27 protein-coding genes and 2 pseudogenes are annotated in these 24,167 nt (G+C 38.8%); 14 read left to right on the forward strand and 15 right to left on the reverse strand.

Annotation, left to right across the window (positions count from 1 at the left end):
- Nucleotides 1-251: 251 nt before the first annotated feature.
- Both GON05_RS16610 and GON05_RS16615 read right to left on the reverse strand, forming a co-directional pair.
- Entirely contained in the window at nucleotides 252-1,010 is a 759-nt protein-coding gene (locus GON05_RS16610; protein WP_157320123.1) for a M14 family metallopeptidase, read from the reverse strand.
- A 282-nt stretch (nucleotides 1,011-1,292) separates the two neighbouring features.
- Nucleotides 1,293-2,027, reverse strand: a complete 735-nt coding sequence (locus GON05_RS16615; RefSeq protein WP_246239208.1) for a YheC/YheD family protein — start codon at nucleotides 2,025-2,027, stop codon at nucleotides 1,293-1,295.
- 302 nt (nucleotides 2,028-2,329) lie between these two features.
- On the opposite strand from GON05_RS16615, the gene GON05_RS39340 reads away from it, so the two are divergent.
- From GON05_RS39340 to GON05_RS16635, 5 genes are all read left to right on the forward strand, one after another.
- On the forward strand, nucleotides 2,330-2,677 hold the full coding sequence (locus tag GON05_RS39340; RefSeq protein WP_246239210.1) for a hypothetical protein: 348 nt from the start codon (nucleotides 2,330-2,332) through the stop codon (nucleotides 2,675-2,677).
- Nucleotides 2,678-2,744: 67 nt separating this feature from the next.
- Entirely contained in the window at nucleotides 2,745-3,035 is a 291-nt protein-coding gene (locus tag GON05_RS39345; protein ID WP_246239212.1) for a C40 family peptidase, read from the forward strand.
- Between the two features lie 82 nt (nucleotides 3,036-3,117).
- On the forward strand, nucleotides 3,118-3,834 hold the full coding sequence (locus tag GON05_RS16625; RefSeq protein WP_157320124.1) for a YheC/YheD family protein: 717 nt from the start codon (nucleotides 3,118-3,120) through the stop codon (nucleotides 3,832-3,834).
- Nucleotides 3,835-4,059: 225 nt separating this feature from the next.
- Nucleotides 4,060-4,215, forward strand: a complete 156-nt coding sequence (locus GON05_RS16630) for a hypothetical protein (protein WP_181646103.1) — start codon at nucleotides 4,060-4,062, stop codon at nucleotides 4,213-4,215.
- A gap of 113 nt (nucleotides 4,216-4,328) precedes the next feature.
- On the forward strand, nucleotides 4,329-6,419 hold the full coding sequence (locus tag GON05_RS16635) for a catalase (protein WP_181646104.1): 2,091 nt from the start codon (nucleotides 4,329-4,331) through the stop codon (nucleotides 6,417-6,419).
- Nucleotides 6,420-6,793: 374 nt separating this feature from the next.
- Here the strand turns inward: GON05_RS16635 and GON05_RS16640 are convergent, their stop codons facing one another.
- Nucleotides 6,794-7,078: a DUF1259 domain-containing protein gene (locus tag GON05_RS16640; RefSeq protein WP_157320126.1), complete on the reverse strand. Its 285-nt coding sequence runs from the start codon at nucleotides 7,076-7,078 to the stop codon at nucleotides 6,794-6,796.
- 1,252 nt (nucleotides 7,079-8,330) lie between these two features.
- Here GON05_RS16640 and GON05_RS16645 point away from each other — a divergent pair.
- From GON05_RS16645 to xerS, 9 genes and pseudogenes are all read left to right on the forward strand, one after another.
- Complete coding sequence (locus tag GON05_RS16645) at nucleotides 8,331-9,617, forward strand: IS110 family RNA-guided transposase (protein WP_157320127.1); 1,287 nt, start codon at nucleotides 8,331-8,333, stop codon at nucleotides 9,615-9,617.
- Nucleotides 9,618-10,095: 478 nt separating this feature from the next.
- Nucleotides 10,096-10,548 (forward strand): DUF4279 domain-containing protein, encoded by a 453-nt coding sequence (locus GON05_RS16650; protein WP_157320128.1) that lies wholly within the window; start codon nucleotides 10,096-10,098, stop codon nucleotides 10,546-10,548.
- Between the two features lie 289 nt (nucleotides 10,549-10,837).
- A pseudogene (locus tag GON05_RS16655) lies at nucleotides 10,838-11,635 on the forward strand (lipid II flippase family protein).
- Nucleotides 11,636-11,788: 153 nt separating this feature from the next.
- Nucleotides 11,789-11,998, forward strand: coding sequence for a hypothetical protein (locus GON05_RS16660; RefSeq protein WP_157320129.1), 210 nt, complete (start codon nucleotides 11,789-11,791; stop codon nucleotides 11,996-11,998).
- 93 nt (nucleotides 11,999-12,091) lie between these two features.
- The gene (locus tag GON05_RS16665) at nucleotides 12,092-13,048 is read left to right on the forward strand and encodes an oxidoreductase family protein (protein ID WP_181646105.1); all 957 of its coding nucleotides are present in this window, start codon (nucleotides 12,092-12,094) and stop codon (nucleotides 13,046-13,048) included.
- Nucleotides 13,049-13,411: 363 nt separating this feature from the next.
- A complete protein-coding gene (locus GON05_RS16670; RefSeq protein ID WP_157320131.1) occupies nucleotides 13,412-14,050 on the forward strand; it encodes a hypothetical protein in 639 nt (212 codons plus the stop codon).
- Nucleotides 14,051-14,186: 136 nt separating this feature from the next.
- Nucleotides 14,187-14,666: a DinB family protein gene (locus GON05_RS16675; RefSeq protein WP_157320132.1), complete on the forward strand. Its 480-nt coding sequence runs from the start codon at nucleotides 14,187-14,189 to the stop codon at nucleotides 14,664-14,666.
- A gap of 185 nt (nucleotides 14,667-14,851) precedes the next feature.
- Nucleotides 14,852-15,883, forward strand: a pseudogene (locus tag GON05_RS40235) (IS110 family transposase).
- A 263-nt stretch (nucleotides 15,884-16,146) separates the two neighbouring features.
- Nucleotides 16,147-17,226, forward strand: coding sequence for a tyrosine recombinase XerS (gene xerS, locus GON05_RS16685; protein ID WP_157320133.1), 1,080 nt, complete (start codon nucleotides 16,147-16,149; stop codon nucleotides 17,224-17,226).
- 315 nt (nucleotides 17,227-17,541) lie between these two features.
- On the opposite strand, the gene GON05_RS16690 is transcribed toward xerS, so the two are convergent.
- The 12 genes from GON05_RS16690 to GON05_RS16745 all read right to left on the reverse strand — a co-directional run bounded on the left by GON05_RS16690 (nucleotide 17,542) and on the right by GON05_RS16745 (nucleotide 24,077).
- Nucleotides 17,542-17,895: an alpha/beta hydrolase family protein gene (locus tag GON05_RS16690; RefSeq protein ID WP_157320134.1), complete on the reverse strand. Its 354-nt coding sequence runs from the start codon at nucleotides 17,893-17,895 to the stop codon at nucleotides 17,542-17,544.
- Between the two features lie 21 nt (nucleotides 17,896-17,916).
- The gene (locus tag GON05_RS16695) at nucleotides 17,917-18,351 is read right to left on the reverse strand and encodes a hypothetical protein (RefSeq protein ID WP_157320135.1); all 435 of its coding nucleotides are present in this window, start codon (nucleotides 18,349-18,351) and stop codon (nucleotides 17,917-17,919) included.
- A gap of 154 nt (nucleotides 18,352-18,505) precedes the next feature.
- The gene (locus GON05_RS16700) at nucleotides 18,506-19,021 is read right to left on the reverse strand and encodes a P-loop nucleotide/nucleoside kinase family protein (protein WP_157320136.1); all 516 of its coding nucleotides are present in this window, start codon (nucleotides 19,019-19,021) and stop codon (nucleotides 18,506-18,508) included.
- Between the two features lie 114 nt (nucleotides 19,022-19,135).
- Nucleotides 19,136-19,516, reverse strand: a complete 381-nt coding sequence (locus GON05_RS16705; RefSeq protein WP_157320137.1) for an Imm8 family immunity protein — start codon at nucleotides 19,514-19,516, stop codon at nucleotides 19,136-19,138.
- Between the two features lie 49 nt (nucleotides 19,517-19,565).
- Complete coding sequence (locus tag GON05_RS16710; protein WP_157320138.1) at nucleotides 19,566-19,829, reverse strand: hypothetical protein; 264 nt, start codon at nucleotides 19,827-19,829, stop codon at nucleotides 19,566-19,568.
- 121 nt (nucleotides 19,830-19,950) lie between these two features.
- Complete coding sequence (locus tag GON05_RS16715) at nucleotides 19,951-20,190, reverse strand: hypothetical protein (RefSeq protein WP_181646106.1); 240 nt, start codon at nucleotides 20,188-20,190, stop codon at nucleotides 19,951-19,953.
- Between the two features lie 149 nt (nucleotides 20,191-20,339).
- Entirely contained in the window at nucleotides 20,340-20,882 is a 543-nt protein-coding gene (locus GON05_RS16720) for an HAD-IIIA family hydrolase (RefSeq protein ID WP_157320140.1), read from the reverse strand.
- Nucleotides 20,883-21,061: 179 nt separating this feature from the next.
- Complete coding sequence (locus GON05_RS16725) at nucleotides 21,062-21,643, reverse strand: hypothetical protein (protein WP_157320141.1); 582 nt, start codon at nucleotides 21,641-21,643, stop codon at nucleotides 21,062-21,064.
- A 131-nt stretch (nucleotides 21,644-21,774) separates the two neighbouring features.
- On the reverse strand, nucleotides 21,775-22,203 hold the full coding sequence (locus GON05_RS16730; protein ID WP_157320142.1) for a GNAT family N-acetyltransferase: 429 nt from the start codon (nucleotides 22,201-22,203) through the stop codon (nucleotides 21,775-21,777).
- Between the two features lie 407 nt (nucleotides 22,204-22,610).
- Nucleotides 22,611-22,787, reverse strand: coding sequence for a hypothetical protein (locus tag GON05_RS16735; RefSeq protein ID WP_181646107.1), 177 nt, complete (start codon nucleotides 22,785-22,787; stop codon nucleotides 22,611-22,613).
- A 161-nt stretch (nucleotides 22,788-22,948) separates the two neighbouring features.
- On the reverse strand, nucleotides 22,949-23,380 hold the full coding sequence (locus tag GON05_RS16740; RefSeq protein WP_157320144.1) for an Imm8 family immunity protein: 432 nt from the start codon (nucleotides 23,378-23,380) through the stop codon (nucleotides 22,949-22,951).
- 196 nt (nucleotides 23,381-23,576) lie between these two features.
- Nucleotides 23,577-24,077, reverse strand: coding sequence for a hypothetical protein (locus GON05_RS16745; protein WP_157320145.1), 501 nt, complete (start codon nucleotides 24,075-24,077; stop codon nucleotides 23,577-23,579).
- Nucleotides 24,078-24,167: the final 90 nt, after the last annotated feature.

A 24,167-nucleotide genomic window follows, 5' to 3' on the forward strand; every position in this document is an offset into this window, starting at 1 on the left:
TAATGACAGCAGGAGGCCGAATATGGGAGTGATACAAATTGCACTGAAACACAGGCACGGGTATGATGTATCCACATCCTCGGTCTATTAGGGATGGAGATGGAAGGGGCGAAGGCAATATTCGCAGATAATCTAAAACGGAAATTGAAACTAAGTGAATAAGAATACCTGAACAAACAGGACGTATAAATGCAAATAAGACGACAACTACCCAAAAAGATGGAGTAGAAGTCGTCTTTTCATATACAGCATCAACCAAAGAAAGAGCGGTAACCTTCCCTATAGAGTTGCCTCTCATCATTCTGTTGAGGGAACCTAGCAATATCTTCTTTTAGCACGCCTACTTCATCTAGAATATTCCGAAGGATTTTCATTTGATAATTTACTCGATCTGAAAGGGGTAAATTCCAACTCGTTTCGACGGTGATAGCTCTTGAATTTAATAAACGATATGCAGCATTACGGCCCGAACCAGAAGGTAAATTCCGCAAGCGAACCGTAAAATGTCTTGATTTTTGTTTTATATTGAGATTCATGAGACTCACAATTCGTCTTACAATAGGTATAACTTTGCTTTTAGGATTGGCAATTAATGTTTGTCCTAACACCTTTGGGTTGATTTTTGATAAACCGTTTGCTTCATGCAGATCAATATACCAAGATGGCTGGAATTCCTTTGCCAATTTAAATAAGGCAGCCGAAAGAGGATGACTTGCCACATGATTGTGTTTACGCGGGAAAGTCCGATTCAAATCGGGAATACCCCTAATCCGCTCTTTATAGGCGTTTTGATTAACAATTGGAATGAAAATCAAACTCCCTTTGTTAATGTGGAGAAGATCCTTCTGTATCAAACCCAAAAATTTTTTAGCTGCGAGAATGCTTGCTCTTTCATCACCATGAATACCTGCTGTTACAATTACTTTATTCCCTGCTGAGGAACCTTTAATAGTGTAATAAGGTGTTTCGAATTTCGTGTCTTTCGCTAAAAGACTCTCAGTTATGTGCATTTTGCAAAGTCACCTCCAAGATCATTTAAAGTACGCACCTACTTAAGTTATTGAAATAGACACAAGCACAAACAACATCAAAAACGCAAACTTATGCTCAATGTTTAAATTACGTTGAGGAGAAATGGATTTAATGGGAAGGGTTGCAACCAAGCAGAGTGTAAGTAAATCGTTAATAAAAGTTCTGGAACTTAGTCGAAATGAAGACGATTCTGAATATATAAGTGGAAAATCTTTATCATATATACCATCCGAATAGGTTCAGTTCATCGAATTGATCGTTCAAAATCTTGAATACCTTAAAATCTTTCTATACATTGTTTTGTCTTTAAGCGTATTAAAAATACTCATATCTGGCCCAGTATTAATCTCTAGAATCCATGGCTTCATATTTGAATCAATAGCTATATCAACTCCGAAAGCTTTTTTTCTTCTATAACTTTCTCCGAGAACAATACTCGCTTCTCTCCCTAAAGATTTAATCTTTTTTATAAAGTTTGTCCTATCAGCTCCTCTGAGATGTGATTTGAGTAATGTGTCTATTTTTAATGGTGTGCCTCCACTGTGGAAATTAGTTACTATCTTGCTCGGTTTAGCCAACCGCCCAATTATACCTGTCGTTTGGAGTTGTCCATTTCTGTTCTTTTGCACCATAACCCGTATGTCAAATGAGCGACCGTCATGTTTTAACAGATCAATACCTTGTTGAACAACATATTTGTTTTTATATAAGAACTTCTGAAGAGAACTGTATAAAGCATCAAAGGTTTCATAATTTCTTGAGGTAGTTCCGCCTCTTAAAACAAACCCATTTTCGGTTTTAGTTATTTTATATATTCCACGACCTCCGGTGCCTTCATCTGGTTTTAAGTAAAGAGAGTCATACTTACTTATCATATTTAAGATGTTAGATTTTGTTGCTGCTTCTGTGTCAGGTAATACCGTGTTTATATTGCTATATTTTTGCATGAAAATATGTTTGCCTAATTTCCCCATTTTGTATTTCACTTTCTTCATTAGATCTACCTCCTACATATTCATTTAGAGGTATTATATGCGAACAGATTTACATGGGGCACGGGCTTTAGATGGCTTTAGATAAGTGTGATGCTCGAAACGGTGAGCGTTGATTCTGTCGGAAACGGCACCCAATCATTTCAATTGTCTTAAACTAAGAAAAGGTTGACATGACTACGAACGATATGAACCCGGGAAGATGGACATTAATAACGACCATCTAATTTTTATGTGTTTTTCCAGGGTTCAAATCCCTTCCTCTAAGAATATAAAGAAGTAATTGAAAAAATGTGGAGATTGTTATGCCAATTATACAAAGACAAACGATTGACATTGTTATTTTACAAAATGACTTTTTTGAAAATACGCGTAAAACTTTTATAAACAAAATAATTATCCTTCTAAACGGAATTCGCTACCTAGCCTTGAACGGTGTATTGGAAATTCTAGAGTATGATTTGAAAGGAGGCAATGCCAGGTTCCTGTTTGCTACAGATGGTTCTGAATTCATATCTATTCCACGACAGGGAGGGTTGCCAGAAGAGAGGGAGTTAACTTTCGGGTGCATCCCATCCTTACTGACCAGGGAAAAGAGATTGCTTGCGATTAACAAAAATCTAAAAGAACCTATTACAGCAGGAATGTGCTAAAAGGGGGCTTAAGAAAGCCGTTAGGATCAAAGAAACGGAAAAGGCAAATGCCATAATAGCTCTCGGAATGAGATTGAGAGGGACGCCATATCGGTTTGGAGCAGGACCCTTTTCAAAATTAAGAAGATTTGATTGTTCATCGTATCTCCAATACATTTTCGGGAGAAATGGCATCAACTTGCCCAGAACGACTAGATCTCAAACAACTGTGGGCAAAAGGATCTCTCAAAAGGATGTTGAAGCCGGTGATGTCATCTTTTTCCGTAGACCGCGCTATTCGGATAATAGGATGGTCATTGTGGGGTTGATATCGGAAATGGCAGGATGCTCAATACGTATAAATCACCTCCCGGCGTGACAATTACGAGATGGAGAAGCCCTTATTTGTTAGATAGGTACATTACGGCTCGCGAGATACTTTAACAGGAGGAGAGGATGGCATGCCTGGTAAGTTAGGTTTGCACTTATTTTATTCAAAGGATCCTCATATCCGAGCTTATTTGCCGTCGACAACGGTATTAAATCGGGATTCATTTTATCGCTTGATGAGACGGTACCAATCGGTTTACATTAAACCGAATATGTCTCACATGGGCAAAGGTATCATGAAAGCTTGGTCTACGGATAAGGAGTATCGATTAGTTAAAGAGAAGGGGGATGTCAAATCCTTTCGAAATCTAAAGTCCACGTATAACTCGATACAAAAACAGACTTCCAAAGATCTATATATCGTTCAGAGAGCTATTCATTTAGCCAAAATCCAAACGAGGCCTTTTGATATCAGAGTCATGATGATGCGCAACTCACAGAATGAGTGGCAGTACACAGGAATGTTAGCCAAAATTGCTGGACCGTCTAGTGTTATTACAAACGTAAATAGGGGAGGTGGATATGCAATTCCGATTGAGAATGCATTAGACACTTCACTACGTTTAACCCATGAGCAGCAACATAGAACGATTAAAGACCTAATCGCTTTAAGTCATCGCATATGTCATCGATTTAATCGCTACAAATATTCTTCTCAAATTGGCATCGATTTTGGTATCGATCAACATCAAAAATATGGATTATTGAAGTCAATTTTGACTATCCATCCCATGATCTGTTTAACAAACTCAAAGTTAAAACGATGTATCAAAAAATTAAAAGCATAAGAAATAAGTATTTGAAAGCTCTCCAAGCTGGAAAGATTAGAAGGAAATGAGCCTCTTCCAAACTAAAAAACTCCAATTCCATGTTTACTTGGATTGGAGTTTTTAGTTTACTTACGTTTCAGCCATAAGAACCGACCATTTTCTATCGCGTAACGTGAAGAAGAGTCCTTATGATTTACGCGTAACTGTTCAAGCGTCAGCATGGGGAGCTGGCAGATCATAGGCATGATTGGCAGGGTTGCCGCGTCCGCCTCTTTTCCAAAAAAATCACCGCTGCTGCAGCATTTGCCGTTTCAGCCTCGATCTGGCTTTGGCGGCGGTGAGGATAGTTCGGATTACTCTATTGGATTGCTGTTTTTCATTGAAGCAATAGGAGGTTGAAAATAATCCCTATTATCCTTACTCCAATATAAACTAAATTTATATCCATAAAAGGATTAATTAGGATGGAGTTGCGGATAATATGCCTTATCTTGAAGTAGGAGGAGTTATATGTGAACGATAAAGATACCGTAAAGCAAAAGCAGTTGGATGCCTATCGTGTTACGGATAAAGGTGAGGCTCTAACAACGAATCAGGGATTGCGAGTCGAGGATGACGAACACTCTCTTAAAGTTAGTCCGCGCGGACCGACCATTATGGAGGATTTTCACTTCAGGGAGAAAATGACTCATTTCGATCATGAGCGTATACCTGAACGTGTCGTACATGCGAGAGGTTTCGGCGCCCATGGCGAATTTGAGTTGTACGAATCACTAGCTGAATACACAAAGGCGAAGTTTTTAACCGATACTTCGATACGGACGCCTTTGTTTGTTCGATTCTCCACCGTGGTAGGATCAAGGGGCTCAAGCGATACAGTACGAGACGTACGTGGTTTTGCAGTTAAGTTCTATACAGAGGAAGGAAACTACGATCTCGTCGGAAACAATATGCCTGTGTTCTTTATACAGGATGCAGTTAAGTTTCCCGACTTCATACATGCTGTTAAGCCTGAGCCGCCAAACGAGATTCCACAAGCTTCGTCGGCACATGATACGTTTTGGGATTTCGTAAGTACGAATACTGAATCTGCTCATATGATCATGTGGGTAATGTCAGGACGAGCGCTTCCTCGTAGTTTTCGTATGATGGAAGGATTCGGCGTTCATACGTTCCGATTCATTAATGAGCATGGCAAGTCACACTTTGTTAAGTTCCACTGGAAGCCGAAACTGGGCGTACACTCGCTGGTATGGGATGAGACGCAAAAAGTAGCTGGCAAAGACCCAGACTTCAATCGCCGCGATCTGTGGAATGCGATCGAGCAAGGGAACTATCCTGAATTCGAGCTAGGCGTTCAAATCTTGAAAGAGGAAGATGAATTCAACTTCGACTTTGATATACTGGATGCCACGAAACTATGGCCCGAAGAGATTTTGCCTGTGCGAATTGTTGGGAAAATGACTCTGAATCGGAACACGGATAATTTCTTCGCAGAGACAGAACAGGTAGCCTTCCATGTCGGTAATCTTGTACCGGGCATTGATTTCACGAATGATCCATTGCTGCAAGGAAGGCTATTTTCTTATACCGACACGCAATTGCTTCGCCTCGGTGGGCCAAATTTTTCGGAAATTCCGATTAATCGTCCGATCGCACCAGTACATAACAATCAACGTGATGGCATGCATCGGATGACAATTAATCAGGGGCAGACGAGCTATCATAAAAACAGCTTGGCGAACAATGATCCTGCGCAAGTACCGCCAAGTGAAGGTGGTTATCGCCATTACGAGGAGAAGGTGGAAGGTCGGAAGATTAAGGCTAGAAGCAATAGCTTCGAAGATCATTTTAGCCAAGCTTCGATGTTCTGGCATAGCATGTCTCCGATAGAGCAAAGTCAGATCGTAGACGCATTCCAGTTCGAGCTAGGCAAGGTAATGTCTAAAGAAATTAGGCAGCGTGTGGTGGATGTGTTCAGCCAGGTGGCAGAGGATCTTGCGGAGCGAATAGCCGAAGGCATTGGAGCAAGGTCTACAAAGGGTGTCGCTGTGACGCCGATCGCCATATCTCCTGCACTCAGCATGATGACCAAGACGAAGACAGCTGCTACACGTAAGGTGGCGGTGATGCTCGGAACGGGCTATCACGCGGCAGAGGTGCAAGCATTGTTAAAAGAGTTGACCGCGTCGAAAATAACGGCAGAGATTGTGAGTAAAACAATTGCTCCAGTAAAAAGTGCTGACGGTACGTTTATCGAACCTCAGCAATCGCTGCTAACGGCTGCTTCCGTGTTGTATGACGCCGTCTATGTTTCCGGCGGATCTCAAGGTGTGAACGAGTTGCTTAGCGACATTGCATCAGCGGGATTTGTTCGTGAAGCATTTCAGCATTATAAGGCTATAGCAGCTGTAGGCGACGGTGTTCGTCTGCTTATTTCCGCAGGCGCCGTAGAGGCTGTAGGAGAGAAAGATGCTCAGTTGAATGGCGTTTTGATCACAGAAGAACAAAGTACAGACAAAGCATTCTACAAGTCATTTATTGATGCAATTGCCCAGCATCGGCATTGGGATCGAATTATTCAGCCGTACCCGATAAAGTAGATTTAATCCAAGAAGCCCACACCTTTTATGTATAGGTGTGGGCTTCTTCAACAGCAGCTTGTAAGAAATCAGCTACTGTTTTTTTGATGCAAGGGCAAGACGCTTTGAATGTATCTTTTTGTTGTATTTTGGGGTAACTATATATACGTAGTCTGGAAAAAGTTGATCCTGTATCTTCAAAGATTTAGTGATGCAGAGAACGAGTTATACACGTAATTACTCGACCTATTTAGAGAACTTCTCTAAACACCTTCTTAGCTATCGGGGATACCCCAAGTTTTATTACGCCAGCAGGGCGCAATTTTACTGCCATCGCCGTGCACCGCTGCCAGCCATCCAAAATCCTGCTTTCGCCAGCCAGTTTATAAGTCCAGTTAATGATTATTAACCAATTGGGGGCTACGCTTGCAAACGTAGATGGACTCTTTTTGCTTAGCAACGATGCCCTCCATATTTTGAGCCTTAATTGCGTCAAAAAGCGCATTACCAAGTACAAAAGTGGGTTTAATCTTTATTCCCTCGACGGTCACTTGTAGATCACGCCGCGGCAAACCGAATTTAAACACACCGTCTGCAGTCATTTTTCCAGATATGCCGAGTGCTTGTTCTACAGGTTTCCAATTGATTTCTTGCGCCTGATCGATTGTAACTGAAGTCAATGGACTAGGGATGTATGCCTATGGTTCCGAATAATTCATTAGAAAAGGATTAGAAAATTGAGATAGGCTTGCTACAGTCTACATTCAAAAATAAAAAAGCCACCTTTTCGTGCGGAGGATGAAAAGGTGGCAAGGGGTAGGAGTTTGACAGTAATAATATATTCCAATTTTTAAAAGCGTTTCTTATTTAAGGAGCCTATTTTTTATTAAGATGATTTAAAGACTGGAATAAACTTGTCCTAATTAAATAAAAAAGCTTTAAAGTTAATTTAAAAGTCTGTTGACAACGGTTACAATGTTAAAATAGTCTATATATTTAGACAGTGGAGGAAGTCGGAAGCAATACAATGAAGATTTTGGCTAATACATAAGATCGCAGTTTTATTCTGATAGTAATTACTTGCAGAATAATATTGGAAATGCAAATTGTTTTTATTGTGAATGCCCTACGATTGTTGCAGGGGCTACCGGCTATATGGGCATTATGAGCAAGGAGTTTTATGCGAAAGCATGGGAAACTGATAACTAATTCTTGGTATTTTCACGTTTGAAGGAAGGGCACGTATGAAAAAATTGTGAAAAACCTATTTTTCCTGCTGCTTGTGTTGTTTGGTAAATATTGAGGAACATAAAATTGCAGGAGTGTAATGTTTAAAAAGACAAATATAAATAACAGGAGATTCAACTACAACAGATAACCGATCCTGAATACTTGGTGTACGTAAATCTCAGAGTATAGCTTGACGAATTAAGCTAAACATTCAGCTAGCGGATAAGGTTAGTTCAGCGAACCAGGAGCAATTTGCCGCCGCGGCAGCTGCTTCTTTTTCATTAAGCTAAAGGGCAGCATTCTTTAACGAGCGAAAGAATCAGAGCCAAAAATACTTGAATGTCGGGTGACAAGAACATTATCTCATTAAAAGCCGCGTAAATCGCGGTTTTTTTAATTTATGGGATCAAGTTCTTGTCAAAACCCTATGACAAGAACTTGATCCCATTCCCGATTTTGACAAGAACTTGATTTCATTCCCGACAGAGCCATTCAAACGTTCTTTTTTAAGCTTCTTACAAAAAAACTATAGTTCAAACAAACTTAAGTTCCAAATGGCTGTCATCGCTAAACTAACGGGCAGCATTCCTATTATGAGGAAATACGAGGTTTGAGAAATAAAAAGACTCCTTGGTATGATGTTTATGGGTCCCTGATGCTGGCCAGCGTCGGATCCAAAAACAAAACCAAGGAGACTACAACATGCATTCTACTCAAAATGAACGAATTAATCAAATCACTTTTTCTACCTTAATTATCGGAGTCGACATCGCAAAATTTAGACATGTGGCGAGGGCCCAAGACTTCCGCGGGGTCGAGTTCGGGAAGCCACTTACGTTTGAAAACAATCGAGAAGGCTTTGAATTATTTGTGAGCTGGTTCAGGAAGATTGCGACGGAGCAAGGGTTCAAGGATGCCATAGTTGGTATGGAACCGACGGGTCATTACTGGCTAAACCTAGCCCATTTTCTTAAAGAAAAGCAAGTAAAATACGGCGTAGTTAACCCATTACACGTGAAGAAAAGTAAAGAATTAGATGACAATTCCCCAACAAAGAATGACATCAAGGACGCAAAAGTGATTGCACAGTTGGTCAAAGACGGGAGATACGCTGTACCGAGCCTTCCTCAGGGTGTTTATGCCGAACTGAGGGAAGCCATGAAAATTCGCGAGCACCTAACAACTGACCTTTGTGTTGTGCAAGCACGTGTCCATAACTGGTTAGATCGGTATTTCCCAGAGTTTCTGACGGTATTTAAGGACTGGGAGTGCAAATCTGCCATCCAAATGCTAAGTCTTCATCTACTGCCGCATGAGCTTGTTTCTGTGCCAGACGAGACGTTGCTGCAGCATTTACGAGAAGCTGCAAAGCGCGGGCTTGGTCTAGGTCGAATACAGAATCTGAAGGCAGCAGCCAGCCGTTCTGTTGGCATCAGGCAAGGCCCCGAGTTAGCTAAAATGGAGCTAAAGTTACTGCTGACACAGTACGAATGGCTTCAGAACAAACTTGAGGAATTGGGAGTAAAGTTGGATGAACTACTGTTGCAGATCCCTCATGTGAAGCAAGTGTTGGCCATGAAAGGGATTGGCCGGGATACCATCGCTGGCTTTCTAGCCGAGGTAGGAGACATTGGCCAGTACCGACATCCAAAACAGATCACGAAGCTCGCTGGATTGAACTTGAAAACAAATTCATCCGGCACTCACACAGGACAAACCAAGATAACAAAGCGTGGTAGGAAAAAGCTTCGTGCTTTGCTCTTTAGAGTGATGATGCCGCTAGTCGCAAAGAATTCAGCCTTTCGAGCCCTGCACGAGTACTACATCAAACGCCCTGTGAATCCATTAAAAAAGATGCAATCTCTCATCGCGTTATGTAACAAGCTCATACGCATCCTTTTCGGTATATTGCAGAAGGGCCATGAGTTTAGTGAAGAAAAGATGATCCAGGATATCCCTCGATTTACGGAAATATTACAAGCAGCTTAATAATCGTTTTTTATAATGATGGCCCAGTTTAGAGCAAGATAACAAGAGAAGCAAGGATGAGTCGGAACAACGTTAACATACGGACTAAGAGATCCTGTCGGGCAGCATATCTGACCTCCACCTCATGGACAGGTTGAATGAAGGAATGTGGGAGCGTAGACTCTGCGAGATGTGGGAGGGTAGACCACCATGAGTTCATGTGGAGATCCAAAAGTGCAACCATACATTACCATGCCAACCGTTTTTTACAACTGGCGGTTTAGGTAGAGAGTCTCTTTTTTTCTTAGCACTTCCATAAATTTCTTCCTCTACAACTTCACACCATTGAATGTTATCTGCTAAAAAGTATCTAAAGGTCAAAAACTGAGAAAACGAGAGTATTTAAGAGCAAAGCGTTTCTCCATAGAGGGAGCTTAGCTCAGTAAGTGATACAATCGCTAGTAAGGGAAATTTTCTTTATTAACAGGGGGGATTGATAATGGATAAGACCAATGTTATGGCGTATTTCAGCATATATGGGGACCATTTTCCGATAAATGAAGTTACGCAATTACTGGGCATCGAACCAACCAAATCGTACAACAAAGGAGAAGTTATTGTCAGACCTAAGAATGATAATGTGATTTCTCACACAATCAATTACAGAATAGAAACGGCTTGGGAACTTAGTTCAGGCTACCAAGAGTCCAATGATGTTAAGGCACAATTGGACCAGATTTTAGAACCACTGAAAAATAAAACAGCGCTTATAAATCATTTGAAAATGAAGTATAAACTTGAATGTCTTATCTCAATCGTGATAAAAATAGAAAATGGTTTAACGCCAGGTTTGCACCTTGATACTGAACAGATTGACTTCGCAAATAGAATAAATGCAGAATTTGATATTGATATGTATGCAAACCCATATTCAAGCGACTTTAACATGTGAAAAGCCAATTGCCGTTGAACTAAACGTTGAACGTTTGTTTAATAAGATTATCAATGAGCAGGTGCCACGGCATCCTGCTTTTTTATCGAACTTTAAGATCTAATTAAAAGATGTGGAGACCTCATAATACAAGTTCATGGATAACGGAGTTGGCACTAAGAACAAAATAAGAAATAAATATTAAGCGAGTTTCTCTTTTTTGGAAAAAATATCTAGGTTATTATATGTAAGGAAGTTAAATTTGAGAGATATTTATAAATAAAAGCAACAAACGGGGAGGCCATTGGCAATGACTGAACGTATAGTTTTAATATCGTTGCTTACGTTGATTATCCATTCTGCTGAAACACTCTCATACGCGGTGAGACTGGCGGGAATTCGATCAGGAAAGTTAGCAATAGCACTTTCTTAAACGGGTATGATTGTTCTTATATCGAGAACGTCAAATATTGCTCAGGGAACGATGACCGGCAAAGTCGTTGATTTTGCCAAGAAGCATTTAGAGTATAACTTAGTTGGGAGCTTTAGGATTATATTAGCTGCTGCTGCCCTTGGTACTCTACTTGCAATAGCATTATATCCTACTATTACAGCATTAGCTGGACGTATGGTATCACATCTGGAGAAAGCTGGATCAGTCCCGAAAATGATTCAAAACGTACTCCGAGTTGATGTCATTCAACATTCTTTCTATCATTTTCGAATGCCGAAGTGGGAAATGGTTCAACGTCTCCGTGCAGGTGGGCTCCCGAAGCGATTGATGATTATGAACTGTTTTGTGACCGCTATTTATACCGTAGGCGTATTGGCAGCTTTATATGCAACATTTTTACCTGGGCAGTATAGCATTGGGGCTTCTCAATCTTCGGGACTAATAAACGGAGTGGCTACTATTCTATTGACTTTACTGATCGATCCGCAAGTTGCATTACTGACAGATAAAGCTCTGAGTAAAAAAGTGAAGTTATCATCAATTAATAAAGTTTTTGGTGCTCTTATGTTCTCAAGATTTTGTGGTACGTTATTAGCACAAATAATATTAATACCTGCAGCATATTGGATAAAAACAATTGTCCCATACTTATAGAATTTATACAGGCTAATTGGCTGAATTAGTAATAATCGGGGACAACAGATAAGCGTTGAGCTAACGAAAGAACAATAGTTCTAGTATGTGGTGTTATTCTGCTGGTCTGAAGACAGGAGAGACGTTTATCTGCTCACTTTTGGAGGTGATTACATGTCCAAAAAACTCTTTAAATTAATTGCAAATATCATTACACTCTGCTCAATTGGATATGTAATATATATAGGCTACTTTGTTTTTTTTGATAAACCAGTTACACCTGAAGATATCACTAAAATATATTCAAAAATGGGATATGCTTATGTATCACTTGCTGTTATTTTAATTACAAGAGCTCTTCTTAGGAAGTACAGAATTCTATAGTTTTTATTAAGCTATCGAAGAACTATAGCTTTATAAAGACAAGACGGCAGCCGTTTCCATGCGAGCAATTATGTTCAATTAGGGGGGAATGAATTGCGCTCAGAGGTTATGTTAGAAAATAATACCCACATTCCTATTGAGAATAAAATTGACCAGATCAACGCTTGTATTAAATCTATACATGGGGATGCAACATTTGAGCTTGTATCCATAACATGTGACGATATTGGCTATAAGACCCCAAACTTCACAACCTCTGGTATATTCCGATTACACGGACAGGTAAAGCTATTACATAATGAATTGATGTGGTGGTGTGTTATTTTAAAAATTATTAAAGCTGACACAGAAGAGAAAGATAATCTCGAACATCACAACTACTGGCGACGTGAAGCTCTTGTATTTGAGTCAGGGGTTTTGAGGGATCTTCCTGATTCCATTTGCGTGACAGAATGCTATCTGGTTGAAGAACAACAAGATGGTACCATTTGGCTCTGGATGGACAATATAAAAGGCGAATACGCTAATACTGTTGAACAATTTTCTTTTATTGCTAAACAGTTAGGTCGGTTTAATGGGGCCTATCTTAAAGGAATAAAAGTGGTGCCAGATCATAAGTGGATATGCAGAAGTTGGCTCAAATCCTGGACGACTGCAAGCCGCATTTATGCTCCTAATATGGAGGCGTATGTAAGTCGTTTATCATCCGAAAATGAGCAAAGTACATGGGATTGGTATCGAGGGATTCTCAAAAACATTGATTCTGCGATAGATTCGCTCCAACAGTTGCCACGAGTACTAGCACATCAAGATTTGAGTCAAATGAATATGTTGCTCGTTAAAAAGGGAACAAGTCTAAGTCAACTAGTTCTTATAGATTGGCAATCCATGAGTATATCAGGTATTGGCGAAGACTTGGGAAAATTATTCGGCGTGAACCTAAGTCTTGGAATTATTCCACCTGACCAATATTTAAGGTTTCAAACCTCCTTATATGATGCATACCTAGAGGGGTTGCGAGATATGGGATGGCAGGGGATGCAGGATTAGTGAGATATGGTTTCTGTTTAAGCGCTGCCTTGAGAAGTGTTTGGGAGCTCCCACAGTTTTTTTGCATATTGGCTCAGTTAGAGAATGAACCAAACAATGGGAAGCTCAAAGAAAGACTTACTAGGCTTGAGTGTATTATTACTGTACAGAAACAAATGGCTTTGGAGGCTAATTCTCTAAAACATCAATTTCATGATAAAGGCATTGAACTAACGCAAGAACGATAGCTAAATTCAGTTACACCCATGGAGCTGCCGCGGAATGATGCCGATAGTTCCATTAAGCTACTGGGCAGTATAGCACTAATATATAGACATAAATGATACAATAAACCCAAAGTGGTTTGTTATAGGAGGTACAAGGATGAATTGCCGTCTTGCGTTTTATAGTCCAGAATGGGATTCAAGAATAAGGGATTTTACGCTGGATGAAGCACAAAAAAGTTTTGTTGCATTGCCTAGTGCAGTCATTGATTTGTCCATTCAAGATATAAATCGTTATCCTGTGGTTATTCTTTTTGATGATGAACCTATCGGATTTTTTGTTTTACACACGGTCATCGGCAGCTTGATTACGAACGGGCAGGTTACTTCCAATTTGTGGTATTGTGGAAGAGGGTGGAAATTCATAAAATCATATTTCCGTTCTGAAGGGGGAGTAAGCATGAAACCATGGAAAATTGTTGGACTATTGTTGATTCTATTAATAATAGGTGGAGTATTTTATATTCTAGATACAAGAATTTGGATAGACAAATATGAAATGAATGGCGATACATTAGTATTTGAGAATAATGTTTATATTAGTAAAAATTCACTTTCTGAATCGGATACTAGCAATCTAGGCAAGAAGATTGGTATTGCCATAAACAAAAAAATGACAATCACAGACTACATTTTGCCCGATTGGGTTATAGAGTATAAAAATGATAAGAATCATAATTATATTTTAGTACGGGGATTAATGGACTTAGGAAATGTTTATATAAAACAGTCCCAATAAGCAGCTAATGTGTAAATTTGTATGATTTAAAGATGTCTGCTGAGGATCCTGCTTAGCGCGATAGCATCTCTTTTCATCGAAGTAATGGATAGGAATCCTTTTATGATTACGTTATTTAATAAGGAGGCTATACGTAATGTTGAAACTTTTCGAATATAACTGGCAAGTACGCAAAGATTGGTTTGACTGGTGTGACTCGGTAACTGAAAAAGAATTACTTGAGAAACGCAGAGGAGGGCCGGGCAGTATTCTCTATACGCTGTTTCACATCATAGATGTCGAGTACAGTTGGATAAGCGGATTGCAAGGAAAGCCGGAACCACAAGAACCCACATTCGAGGACTATGCCAATATGAAGAAGTTAAGAGAATATTCCGCACGCTGCCATGAGGAAATTACTCCCTTCATTTATGCTTGGAACAGCAGTATGGAAACTCGTATTTTAGAGGACGGAAACCCAACAAACAAATTAGAGAGCTTCAAATACGGGGAGATTATACGACATGTCCTCACTCATGAGATCCACCACATCGGCCAATTGTCCGTATGGTCGCGAGAAATAGGAAAGCAGCCGATTACCGCAAACGTGATTCGAAGAGGATTATTCGATTGTTAACATTTGTTTCTTATATTGTAGCATCTGGGCCAGTTTCCCAATCGGCTGCATCATGGACTCATCTTCATCATTCTTTTCAATCGGTATTGTGCGCACGTAAGTCCTCGCCAAATGCCAATATAGCAGCCATTGCAGAAACGGAAGCACCGGCAGATTGAACGAGATCCGGACAAGAAAATGAACTTATTAATCAAATCACTTCTTCTACTTTAATTATCGGTTTCGAGATTGCAAAAATTCAAACAGGTGGCTCGTGCGCAAGAATTTCGCGGAGTCGAGCTCGGGAAGCCCATCACTTTCGGGAACAACCGAGAAGCTTTTGAGTTGTTCAAGAGCTGGTTCCAAAAGATTTCAATAGAGCAATGGTTACAGGACGTTATCGTTTGCATGGAACCAACGGGCCACTGAACCTTGCTCATTTTCTAAAGGAGAAGCAAGTAAAATACGGTGTTTTGAATCCACTGCACGTGAAAAAAAGCAAAGAACTAGACGACATTCTCCAACTAAGAATGACATGAGGGATGCAAAAGTGATCGCACAGTTGGTCAAATACGGGAGATACGCAGTACCGAACCTTCCCCAGGGTATTTATGCCGAACTGCAGGAAGCGTTGAAAATTCGCGAACACCTAACAACTGATCTTTGTGTTGTGCAAGCATGTGTACATAACTGGTTAGATTGGTATTTCCCAGTGGTTTTGACGGTCTTTAAAGACTGGGAGTGCCAAATCTGCCATTCAATTGCTAAGCCTTCATCTACTGCCGCATGTCACGTGCTGGGTACAACCTTACCTACAGCACATGAGAGAAGCTGCAAAACGAGGGCTTGGTCCAGGTCGAATCATTAGTTTGAAAGCAGCAGCAAGCCGATCAGTCGGTATAAGAGAAGGTTCGGGGTTAGCTAAGATGAGTTAAAAGGGATCGGCATGGACACGATCACGAAGCTTGCTGGATTGAACTTGAAAACAAATTCATCAGGTACACACATCGGACAAGCGAGAATAACTAAGCGAGGCCATAAGCGTCTTCGTGCGTTGGTCTTTCGAGTTATGATGCCGTTAGTCGCAAAAATGCAGCCTTCCAGGTTTTGCATGAGTATTACACCAAACGACAGTTGAGTTGAATCCACTCTAGAAGATGAAATCTCTCATTGCTTTGTGTAATAAGCTTATAAGAGTCTTTTTCGGCATATTAACAAAAGGACACGAGTTCAGTTAAGAAAAGATGACGCAGGATACCACTGCCATGAGCAGTTTTTCCTTGCCCTCCGTGCTTAGCGCATAATCTTTCTCCGACTCGAATCCCCAGAATATAGGCGTATATTGAGTTTGTTTTGCACCAAATAACAAGCAACAACACAACAGACACCACCTGGCAAGGTTATTTTAAATTATTACGTAAAATATAATTTTGACGAATTAAAGTTAGATGGTTTATAATTCCAGTATCAAGTTATATAGTTAGGGGGGATTCCATTAATAATGGATATTGAAAGTAAACAAAAGCTAAACAAGAGAACTAACGATAAACTTATTCTCCTTCCTTGGTTTATTAAAGAGTATATCAATAAAAAGAGAAGAAAACTCTCGCCGGCAACATTGTTAAATTATTGCCATGACTTTATCATCTTTCTAGAGTGGTTAATTAAGGAGAGTCATTTTACAGGAAATATGACTGATGTTCATTTACCTTTGCTTGAAAAATTGACAACGCAGCAAATAGAGGAATTTTTAAATTATTTAGAACTAGATCTTCATAATTCAAAATTAACTGTCAATCGCAAGTTATCAGCACTTAAATCTTTATTTAATTATTTACAAAATCAAGCAGAAACAAAAGAGTTAAAACCCTACTTAGAGCGTAATGTAATGGCAAAAATCGAGTTTAATTCTGTAAAAGAAGATCAGGAAGCAATTGCTAATCGGATTGGGGGAAAGATTTTACGCGGGGACGAATTCGAACATTTCAGACAATTTGTTGCTTATGAATATGGAGAAATTAATAAAAAGGATAAAAAATTGTATAATTTTCATCAGAGAAATCGTGAAAGGGATACAGCTATAATATCATTAATTCTTGGTTCAGGGCTACGTTTATCAGAGATAGTTGGTTGTGATATACAAGATTTAGATTTAAAAAAATGCTGTGTTCGAGTAATTCGAAAAGGTAATAAAGAACAATACGTTTATTTTAGCGAACAAGCGCTTCATGACCTTGAAGAATATTTAAACGTAAGAGAAGAACGTTATCGGATAGATAAAACCATGAAAGCATTATTCATTGCTGCCTCTATGGGCCCAATAGGAAAAAGCAGGAGATTGACACCACGATCGGTTGAAAAAATGACGGAGAAGTATGCTGTTGCACACGGTAGACCAGCACTAACAGTTCATACACTTCGTCATTCATTTGCAACAAGATATCATCAAGAGAACAACGATGTGCCTAAACTTAGAAATCAGCTCGGGCATTCTGCAATACAAACAACAATGATATATACACATTTAACAAACGATGAATTAAAAAAAGCAGTCGATAACATGGACAGTAGTACCAGTTGATGCAACGCTGTATGTTTTGCAACCAGTTTCAGTTCATTTTAACTGTTAATTTCAATGGAATTATTGAAGCAAAAGTGGTTGCATACTGTTAATATCAAGAATTGAATGCAACCACTTTTGCTTCACAAAATCTCGCGGATGGGGAATGCAACTGGTTTTGTTTCCTCAATGCAACCACTTTTGCTTCAACGGACACGCAGGAACGCGATAAGAGCGATCGCGCAAATTGCATGCGACAATCCAGTACATGTTCACAAAACCCGTATTTTATACATATGTCTATAGATTGGATAAATCCCATGTACCACAAGTGTTTTATAGAGATAGCAAGTTCTTATCAAGGAACTCCTTTATCTTTTGCAGCATTCCTAATGTAATCTGATGATTAACTCTCGGGTACTCTACCAATTGGAAGTGTCTTCCTGGCCAGAATTTTTTTTGTAACGTTTCTTTATCAAAATAATTAAGACTTCCACGCACTCCATGGCAAGGTAATTCAGGTATAGTTACTCGATATCCCCAACTTGATATTAACGATGCAAAAAACTTGTAACTTTCTATCGTTGATCCCCATCCGTGATACAAAACAATTTGTCCAACCTGTTCAGATGAAGGATCTAGTATGATGCATGGTACTCCACAAATATCTCGATATTCTATCTGTTCCATTGGGAGATCTCTACTTCTCCGTTAGCTCAATTCATAAAGATCATATGGATCCAAGTGTTTCGTCATCTTATCTAACTCTGAGGAAGGGAACCAGTCATTTTCTAAAGATTGACCGTATTTTATTGTGTGAATAATTGAATTCGAAGATAAAAAGATATTATGGTGGATTAAAGGCTTAAATACCACACTTTCTCCTTCCCTTAATAAGCACATATGGAATTCAGTTTCTTTTCTCTCAGCATAGACCATCCATCCTAATTGAACAACATAAAGCTCTGATGCTAACTTATGATAATGACTATTTTGCCATGCGCCCCTCTCTCCAGCTACTGTTCGACAATACGAGCTTCCATCCACTGAACAATTTAATCTAAATCTTCGCTCCCCATTTTCCATAAGATCAAACTTAGTTTCGATACCAAAAAAGAGTGCGTCTTCTTCAGAGATTCGTTGCATAAAAAGCCCCCTCTAACTTACTCCAATTTGGAAAATAATATTATTTTTATATTAACACATATTGGAAGTAACCTGCCCGTTAGGTGAGCGAAAGGCTACCGACGTGCTGGCAGCCTCCCATTACTGTGTATTGAACAAACGGTTCTGAGTTAATTCATTCAAGCAATTTTCTACGCTCCCGATCCAACTGTACACACAACAACTTCAAGCTTTCAGCCACAGTTTGATGAGCTGTGTCTATGATGATGTGATCTCTATCCCACACATCGTACTGTCGGTTCTTGACCTTCTCCCACGTGGGTAGAACTAAACCAGGAATATCGGCATTACGCGTTTCGATTCGATGCCTGTGTTCATGATCATCAGAGCAGACCACTTCGATTTCCACAAAAGGAGTTTCAAGAGATTCCGCCACATTCCGCCAAGATTGGCGCGTTACATGGATGGGATTAACAGTATCTGCTATCACGTCGAGGCCCAACCGGAGATTCTGCGATGCAATTGCATAACACACCATGTAACCCGCCGGTCCATCAACCCACGTTCCAGCGGCCCGCATAGCCTGCTCTACGACATCGACCCGGAGATATGTCGCCTGTAACTCTCTTGCCAAAGCTGATGATAATGTGGACTTTCCGGTGCCTGGCAACCCGCTAAATATATATAGCATAAAACTCGCCTCCTTGAAAAAATAAAACGCATAACTTCCCGTTTTTATGACTAGAAAAAGGGAGCATATACAGCAATCGGCTCCCTGTTTATTGTGCTATAGTTCGCCGTTAGCTTAGTCCACATTGTTTATTCTTTCCAATGCTTCTTCAATAGTTTCATATTTTATGTTATCGTATTCCCAACTCAAATAGCGGTTAATGGCTATAGCTACTTCTCCCCACGTTGGACGAATCGAATCTTGTAAGACTGCATTTATTCGTTCTTCAATTGCAGTTTGATCAAATGTATGCACTATAAAGGTTGCTCGACCATCAAATATCTTCTCTTTATCAAGAATGGAAAGGAGTCTGTCCGTAGTCATAACTCGAAAATAGAAATATTCGACTCCCTCAACTTCTTCCTCTCCAATATAAGCAGCACCACGAGCAAGGAATCCTTTTGAGCCATCTTTTATTTGTACAATGTCAAGATATTTTAGTACGGGCTTTATCATAAACTACTCCCTCTTACTCCTACTTAGATTGGCATCGTAATCAGTTAGTTCAGTCACTTTCATGTTCACGCTTAAAATGATAATGTTCGTGGTAAATACCATCCATACCTACGAACTTACAGCTTTTCTTATGAAAATAAGCAAAATTGCGGTTCAAAGGTAGCTTGAGCAAATCATAATTAACGTCTTTGGGTAATCCTTGAATCTCCTCGACCGCCAATTCACGGCTCGCGTAAAAACCGATGGGAAAGAAGTTTGGAAAACGTTTAATATCTTCAGAAACAAAAATTCCCCACATAAAATCTTTATCCAAGTCTTCACTCCGTCCTTTTATTTCCCCACATTGTACCACATTAAAATTGTATTAAACTGCCCGTTAGCCGAGCAGGCTACCGATGCGTTCTTGTCGGTAGCCTGTATATAAGAATACTCTATTAGCCTTCACTCTTTGTATTTTCTTCTAATGCTTTGTAAATCTCTTCCTTTGTTCTATAGTCACCAGGCATAAAAAGATGTACTGGTAATTGTGAGAAATTTAAAAATACTGTTTCAAAATCATTATATCCATATCTTGTGAAATGAGTAATTTCTACTAATCTTGAATCCGGTGGTTCAGAATTAAAAGTCATTACGTATCCCATTGGAGGAAAGGCAATCTCACTCATTGTAATCATTTTTCCACCACCCATTGAACCTATTGCAGATATTCCAGTTTGCCTCATCCGCGATCCAGTCATTAAGTAAGCAAAAATTCTAATTGAAGGTTTAATATACTTGTGGTCTGGATTTAATGATGAATCTATCCAGATCAGGAGTTGAGTAGCTATTTTAATAGCCAGTTGACAGCATCTAATAAATCCTCAGCAATATAGTCTGGAGGAGCTTCAAGCCATTCGTCAAAAAATTGATTATTAAGGTATCTCGCCAATTCCTTCTCGCCAGAACCAGTTTTTACTAACACTTTGGTACATCCTGCCCTTTTGGCAGCAATCATATCGGTCCACCTATCACCAATAACAGCACATTTCTTCAAATCCAGATCATTGTCTTGTGCTGCCTGAACAAGCAAAGCTGGTGAGGGCTTACGGCAAGAACAACGATCCTCATGTTGGTGTGGGCATATGTATACATTATCAAAACCGAATGAAAAAAGTTCGTCTTTGAAATCATTTATTGAAGCTTCACCACGGGAAATTCCAGGTTGATTGGTAAACGAATAGATGGATACGCCTGTATCCCTAAGTTTATCTATTGACTGTTTTGCAGAAGAAAATAATTCAAAAACACCAGGATAAACAACTTCGTCAGAACCACCTATAGTCCCATCTCTATCAATAAAAACAGCCTGTATTTTATAAGTTGACATATAATTGATCGCTCCATTAAGTAGTTAATTTCAACGAAAACTTCCGCCTTTAATTATACCATATATTGGAACTATTCTACCCGTTACTTTAATGAAACAAGGGACAGTTTCCCTGCAAGGTGATCTGTCCCTTATATTTGTATCGTTCAACATTAGCCTATAGGAACTCAATACTTCATTTAAAACACGATTTCATTTCCTCCTGGTTTATCCTTCGAAGTAACTCCGATCTCTCTGAAAGTAAATTCCATGCCCGCTATATCATCAGGTAATGCTGGTGACACAACATAGCTAAAAGATAGATGCCCCGAACTACCACCTCCAGTATCCATGCGACAATAGTAATTTTCTCCGAGATACAATTCAAAAGTTTTATTCAACGTGTGGTCACTCTTTACATCCCAATCAATATTAAAGATTATTACGCTTGCATTGCTGTATTGCCGCATAGATGTCACAGTATAGAGCAACTTTTCATTTTCCTTGGATTTCAGAATGGGGACGTGTTTTCTGAATCCAATAGGTTCAACTGTCGGTTGATATTTCTCTTCATTTCTAAGAACATAAAATACAGACTTCAAAAAATCCTCGTAGAGGTTAAAAGAAATTGCCCATTTCTCGATATACTCGAATTGCGGATATCCTGGATTATTGTTCGAAATTTCTTTACGTTGTTTTAATAACTCGCAAATCTGCTCATCAATAGGGAATATTCGCTCGTCATAATGCTCGGTTGGACGTTCAAATGACATCCGCTTCATCATTGTCCTCCTTCTAGTGGTTCAAATATAACCATACTCAATTAAATATTAACATATAGTGAAAACTGTTGTGGCAAACTTTCCTATTAATTGCTCCTGGTTGGCTGAACTAACGTTCCTCGTTATTTTAATCAGAAGTACTTTTTAAACCCTTTGCTAACCGATCCGTCAAATCCTTCTCGTTCAAAAAACCTATGAGCTCTTTCACGGGTTGAATTGCTTAGAATCATAATCCGATGACAATTTATTGACCTACAATACGCCTCAACATATTGTAAGAGTTGCTGTCCAATGTTCTTACTTCGGTGATTTTCATGTACAACAATGTTTTCGACAACTCCATACAGTCTTGTCCCATGCATTGCTTGGATACATATATTTAGCGTTACTGTCCCTAATATTTCACCATTTTTATCGAAAACAAAAAGAAAGTTATTAGGGTCATTTCTAATTATATCAATTTGTTCTTCGACAACATTCATTTTCCTACTATTTGGTACTAACATACGATAGAGCTCGTACAGTTTGTCTTTATCAGCTCGTTCAGCTTGACGGATCAAAACAGAATCATCCCCTTGAAAAGTTTAATATTACATTTTATTCCACATCATAATTTAGCATTCCTGCCCTTTAGTTGAATGGCAAAAAAGAGACCCACAGCAACAGGCTGAGGGTCTAAGGTTTATATTTAAAAGGGGGTCGAGCTTTATTATAGGCTTAATTCATTAATATCACATGAATGTAAATAAGATTTCAATTATGTTACATTCTTTTAGTTTTCGTTCTTTCGTTAGCTGAAGAGGATATTAATAAACTACCCATCAACTTTTGCAGACTTGAACAATTCTTTATTAGGATTATCACTACAACTTCTAAACATTTCTAACTGAGGCGGGTTCCTATAAAAAAATACATTTCCACATTCATTACATTGATATACTGACTTAGATAAATTAACTGCTAATGATCAAATTCTCATTAGTGCTTTTTCTTTGTCTTCTGGAGTTAAGCCTGCTTTTTCAATGGCATCATCAATTTCATCTAGAAAATTAAACCAATCTTGATCTGAAATTACGTGTGCCTTATACGGCAAGTAATCGGTCTGGTCATATATTGGATGACCACACTCACACAAGAATTTCATCCTAAAACCATCCATTCTTTTTGTTGATTAAATTCATTCTATTTTCGATATTTTATTGCATTATCCTTCACATGGTTGAGAAAACGGCAGCCTTTCACAGCTGCCGTTTCTTTGTGATTGTTGAGCTATAGTTATCCGTTAGTTGAATCATTAAGTTTCCTTTAATGACTGTTGTCTCTCTGGTTATTAATCATTTCCAAGAATGTGTCTTTATCCAAATGTGTAGAATCAGTATACTCCCAACTAAAATAAGGGCTGAGAGATTCAGCGACCTCTTGCCAAGTTTCACCTTGATGCCTTGATAGAATTTGATTAATTGTTTCAGTAACTAGTTCAAGGTCTAAGCTATTTAAAATAAAAGTCCTCATACCCAAAATTATTTTAGTTCCGTTTCTTAATTCTCTTTCTAACGCTTTTGGGGTTATTATTGTAAAATCGAAATTATCTTCGCCATCAGATTCTGCTGACCCTATGCATGCTGTTCCGGATAAATAAAAGTCGTCCCCAATGTCTTCTGTTTGTGTAAATTGTAGTTTACCGTAAATATTAGGATTTCCAGTGATGATAAGATCTTTCAATATCGGTTTATTCAAAATTTCAACTCCTTGCTTCTGCCAATTTGCCTCGAAGGGATTCCTCGAATTCACCTTCTTTACTGTACCATTTTTGCAACTAAACTGCCTGTTAGCATGGAAACGGCAGCCGATCCTTCATGGCCGACTGCCGCGGTATATCTATTCAGCTATCATGTCCCAATAGTTTATACCAAGGAATGACGTTAGATTTTATCTATTGATTATTTATATATCCTGCTTTTAACAAAGCTTGTAGATAGTATAGAAATTCTTGATTTTCTAATGTACATTTTTCTGAATCAATCCCTTTTAATACTATAAGTTCATTTACTAATTTGTTACTTATACCTTGAATTGTAAAGCTACTTATATATTGGTTTTCGCTTTCAAGGATAATATTTATTCTTCTTCCCGCATGAATTTCATCAATATCTTTCGTACTTAATTTTATTTCTTTTTTTAAATGTTCAAGCATAATGAAAATGGATATTTTCTCTTCTGCACTAAACAAATTATTCAGGATTTGTTCATTTTGAATTGAATAACACTTGCTTATTTTTTCATAATCCCCAAATTCCTTTTTATCAAGTTCAATAACTAAATACTTTTTCTTTAAGATGTTCTCAACTTCTTCTAAGGTAAATCTATTTGGTATTTTCAATTTTTTATACTTCTCCATTAATTCTTCCATTAATGAATACAATGTTGTCTCCATTAAAAATCCCCCTCATAGTCACTTTCATTTATCTTGGTGTTTTAACCTAAATAATACCATAAGAAAAGATGCACTAAGATTGCCGTTAGT

The sequence above is a fragment of the Paenibacillus anseongensis genome, assembly GCF_009757995.1.
Taxonomy (GTDB): domain Bacteria; phylum Bacillota; class Bacilli; order Paenibacillales; family NBRC-103111; genus Paenibacillus_E; species Paenibacillus_E chondroitinus.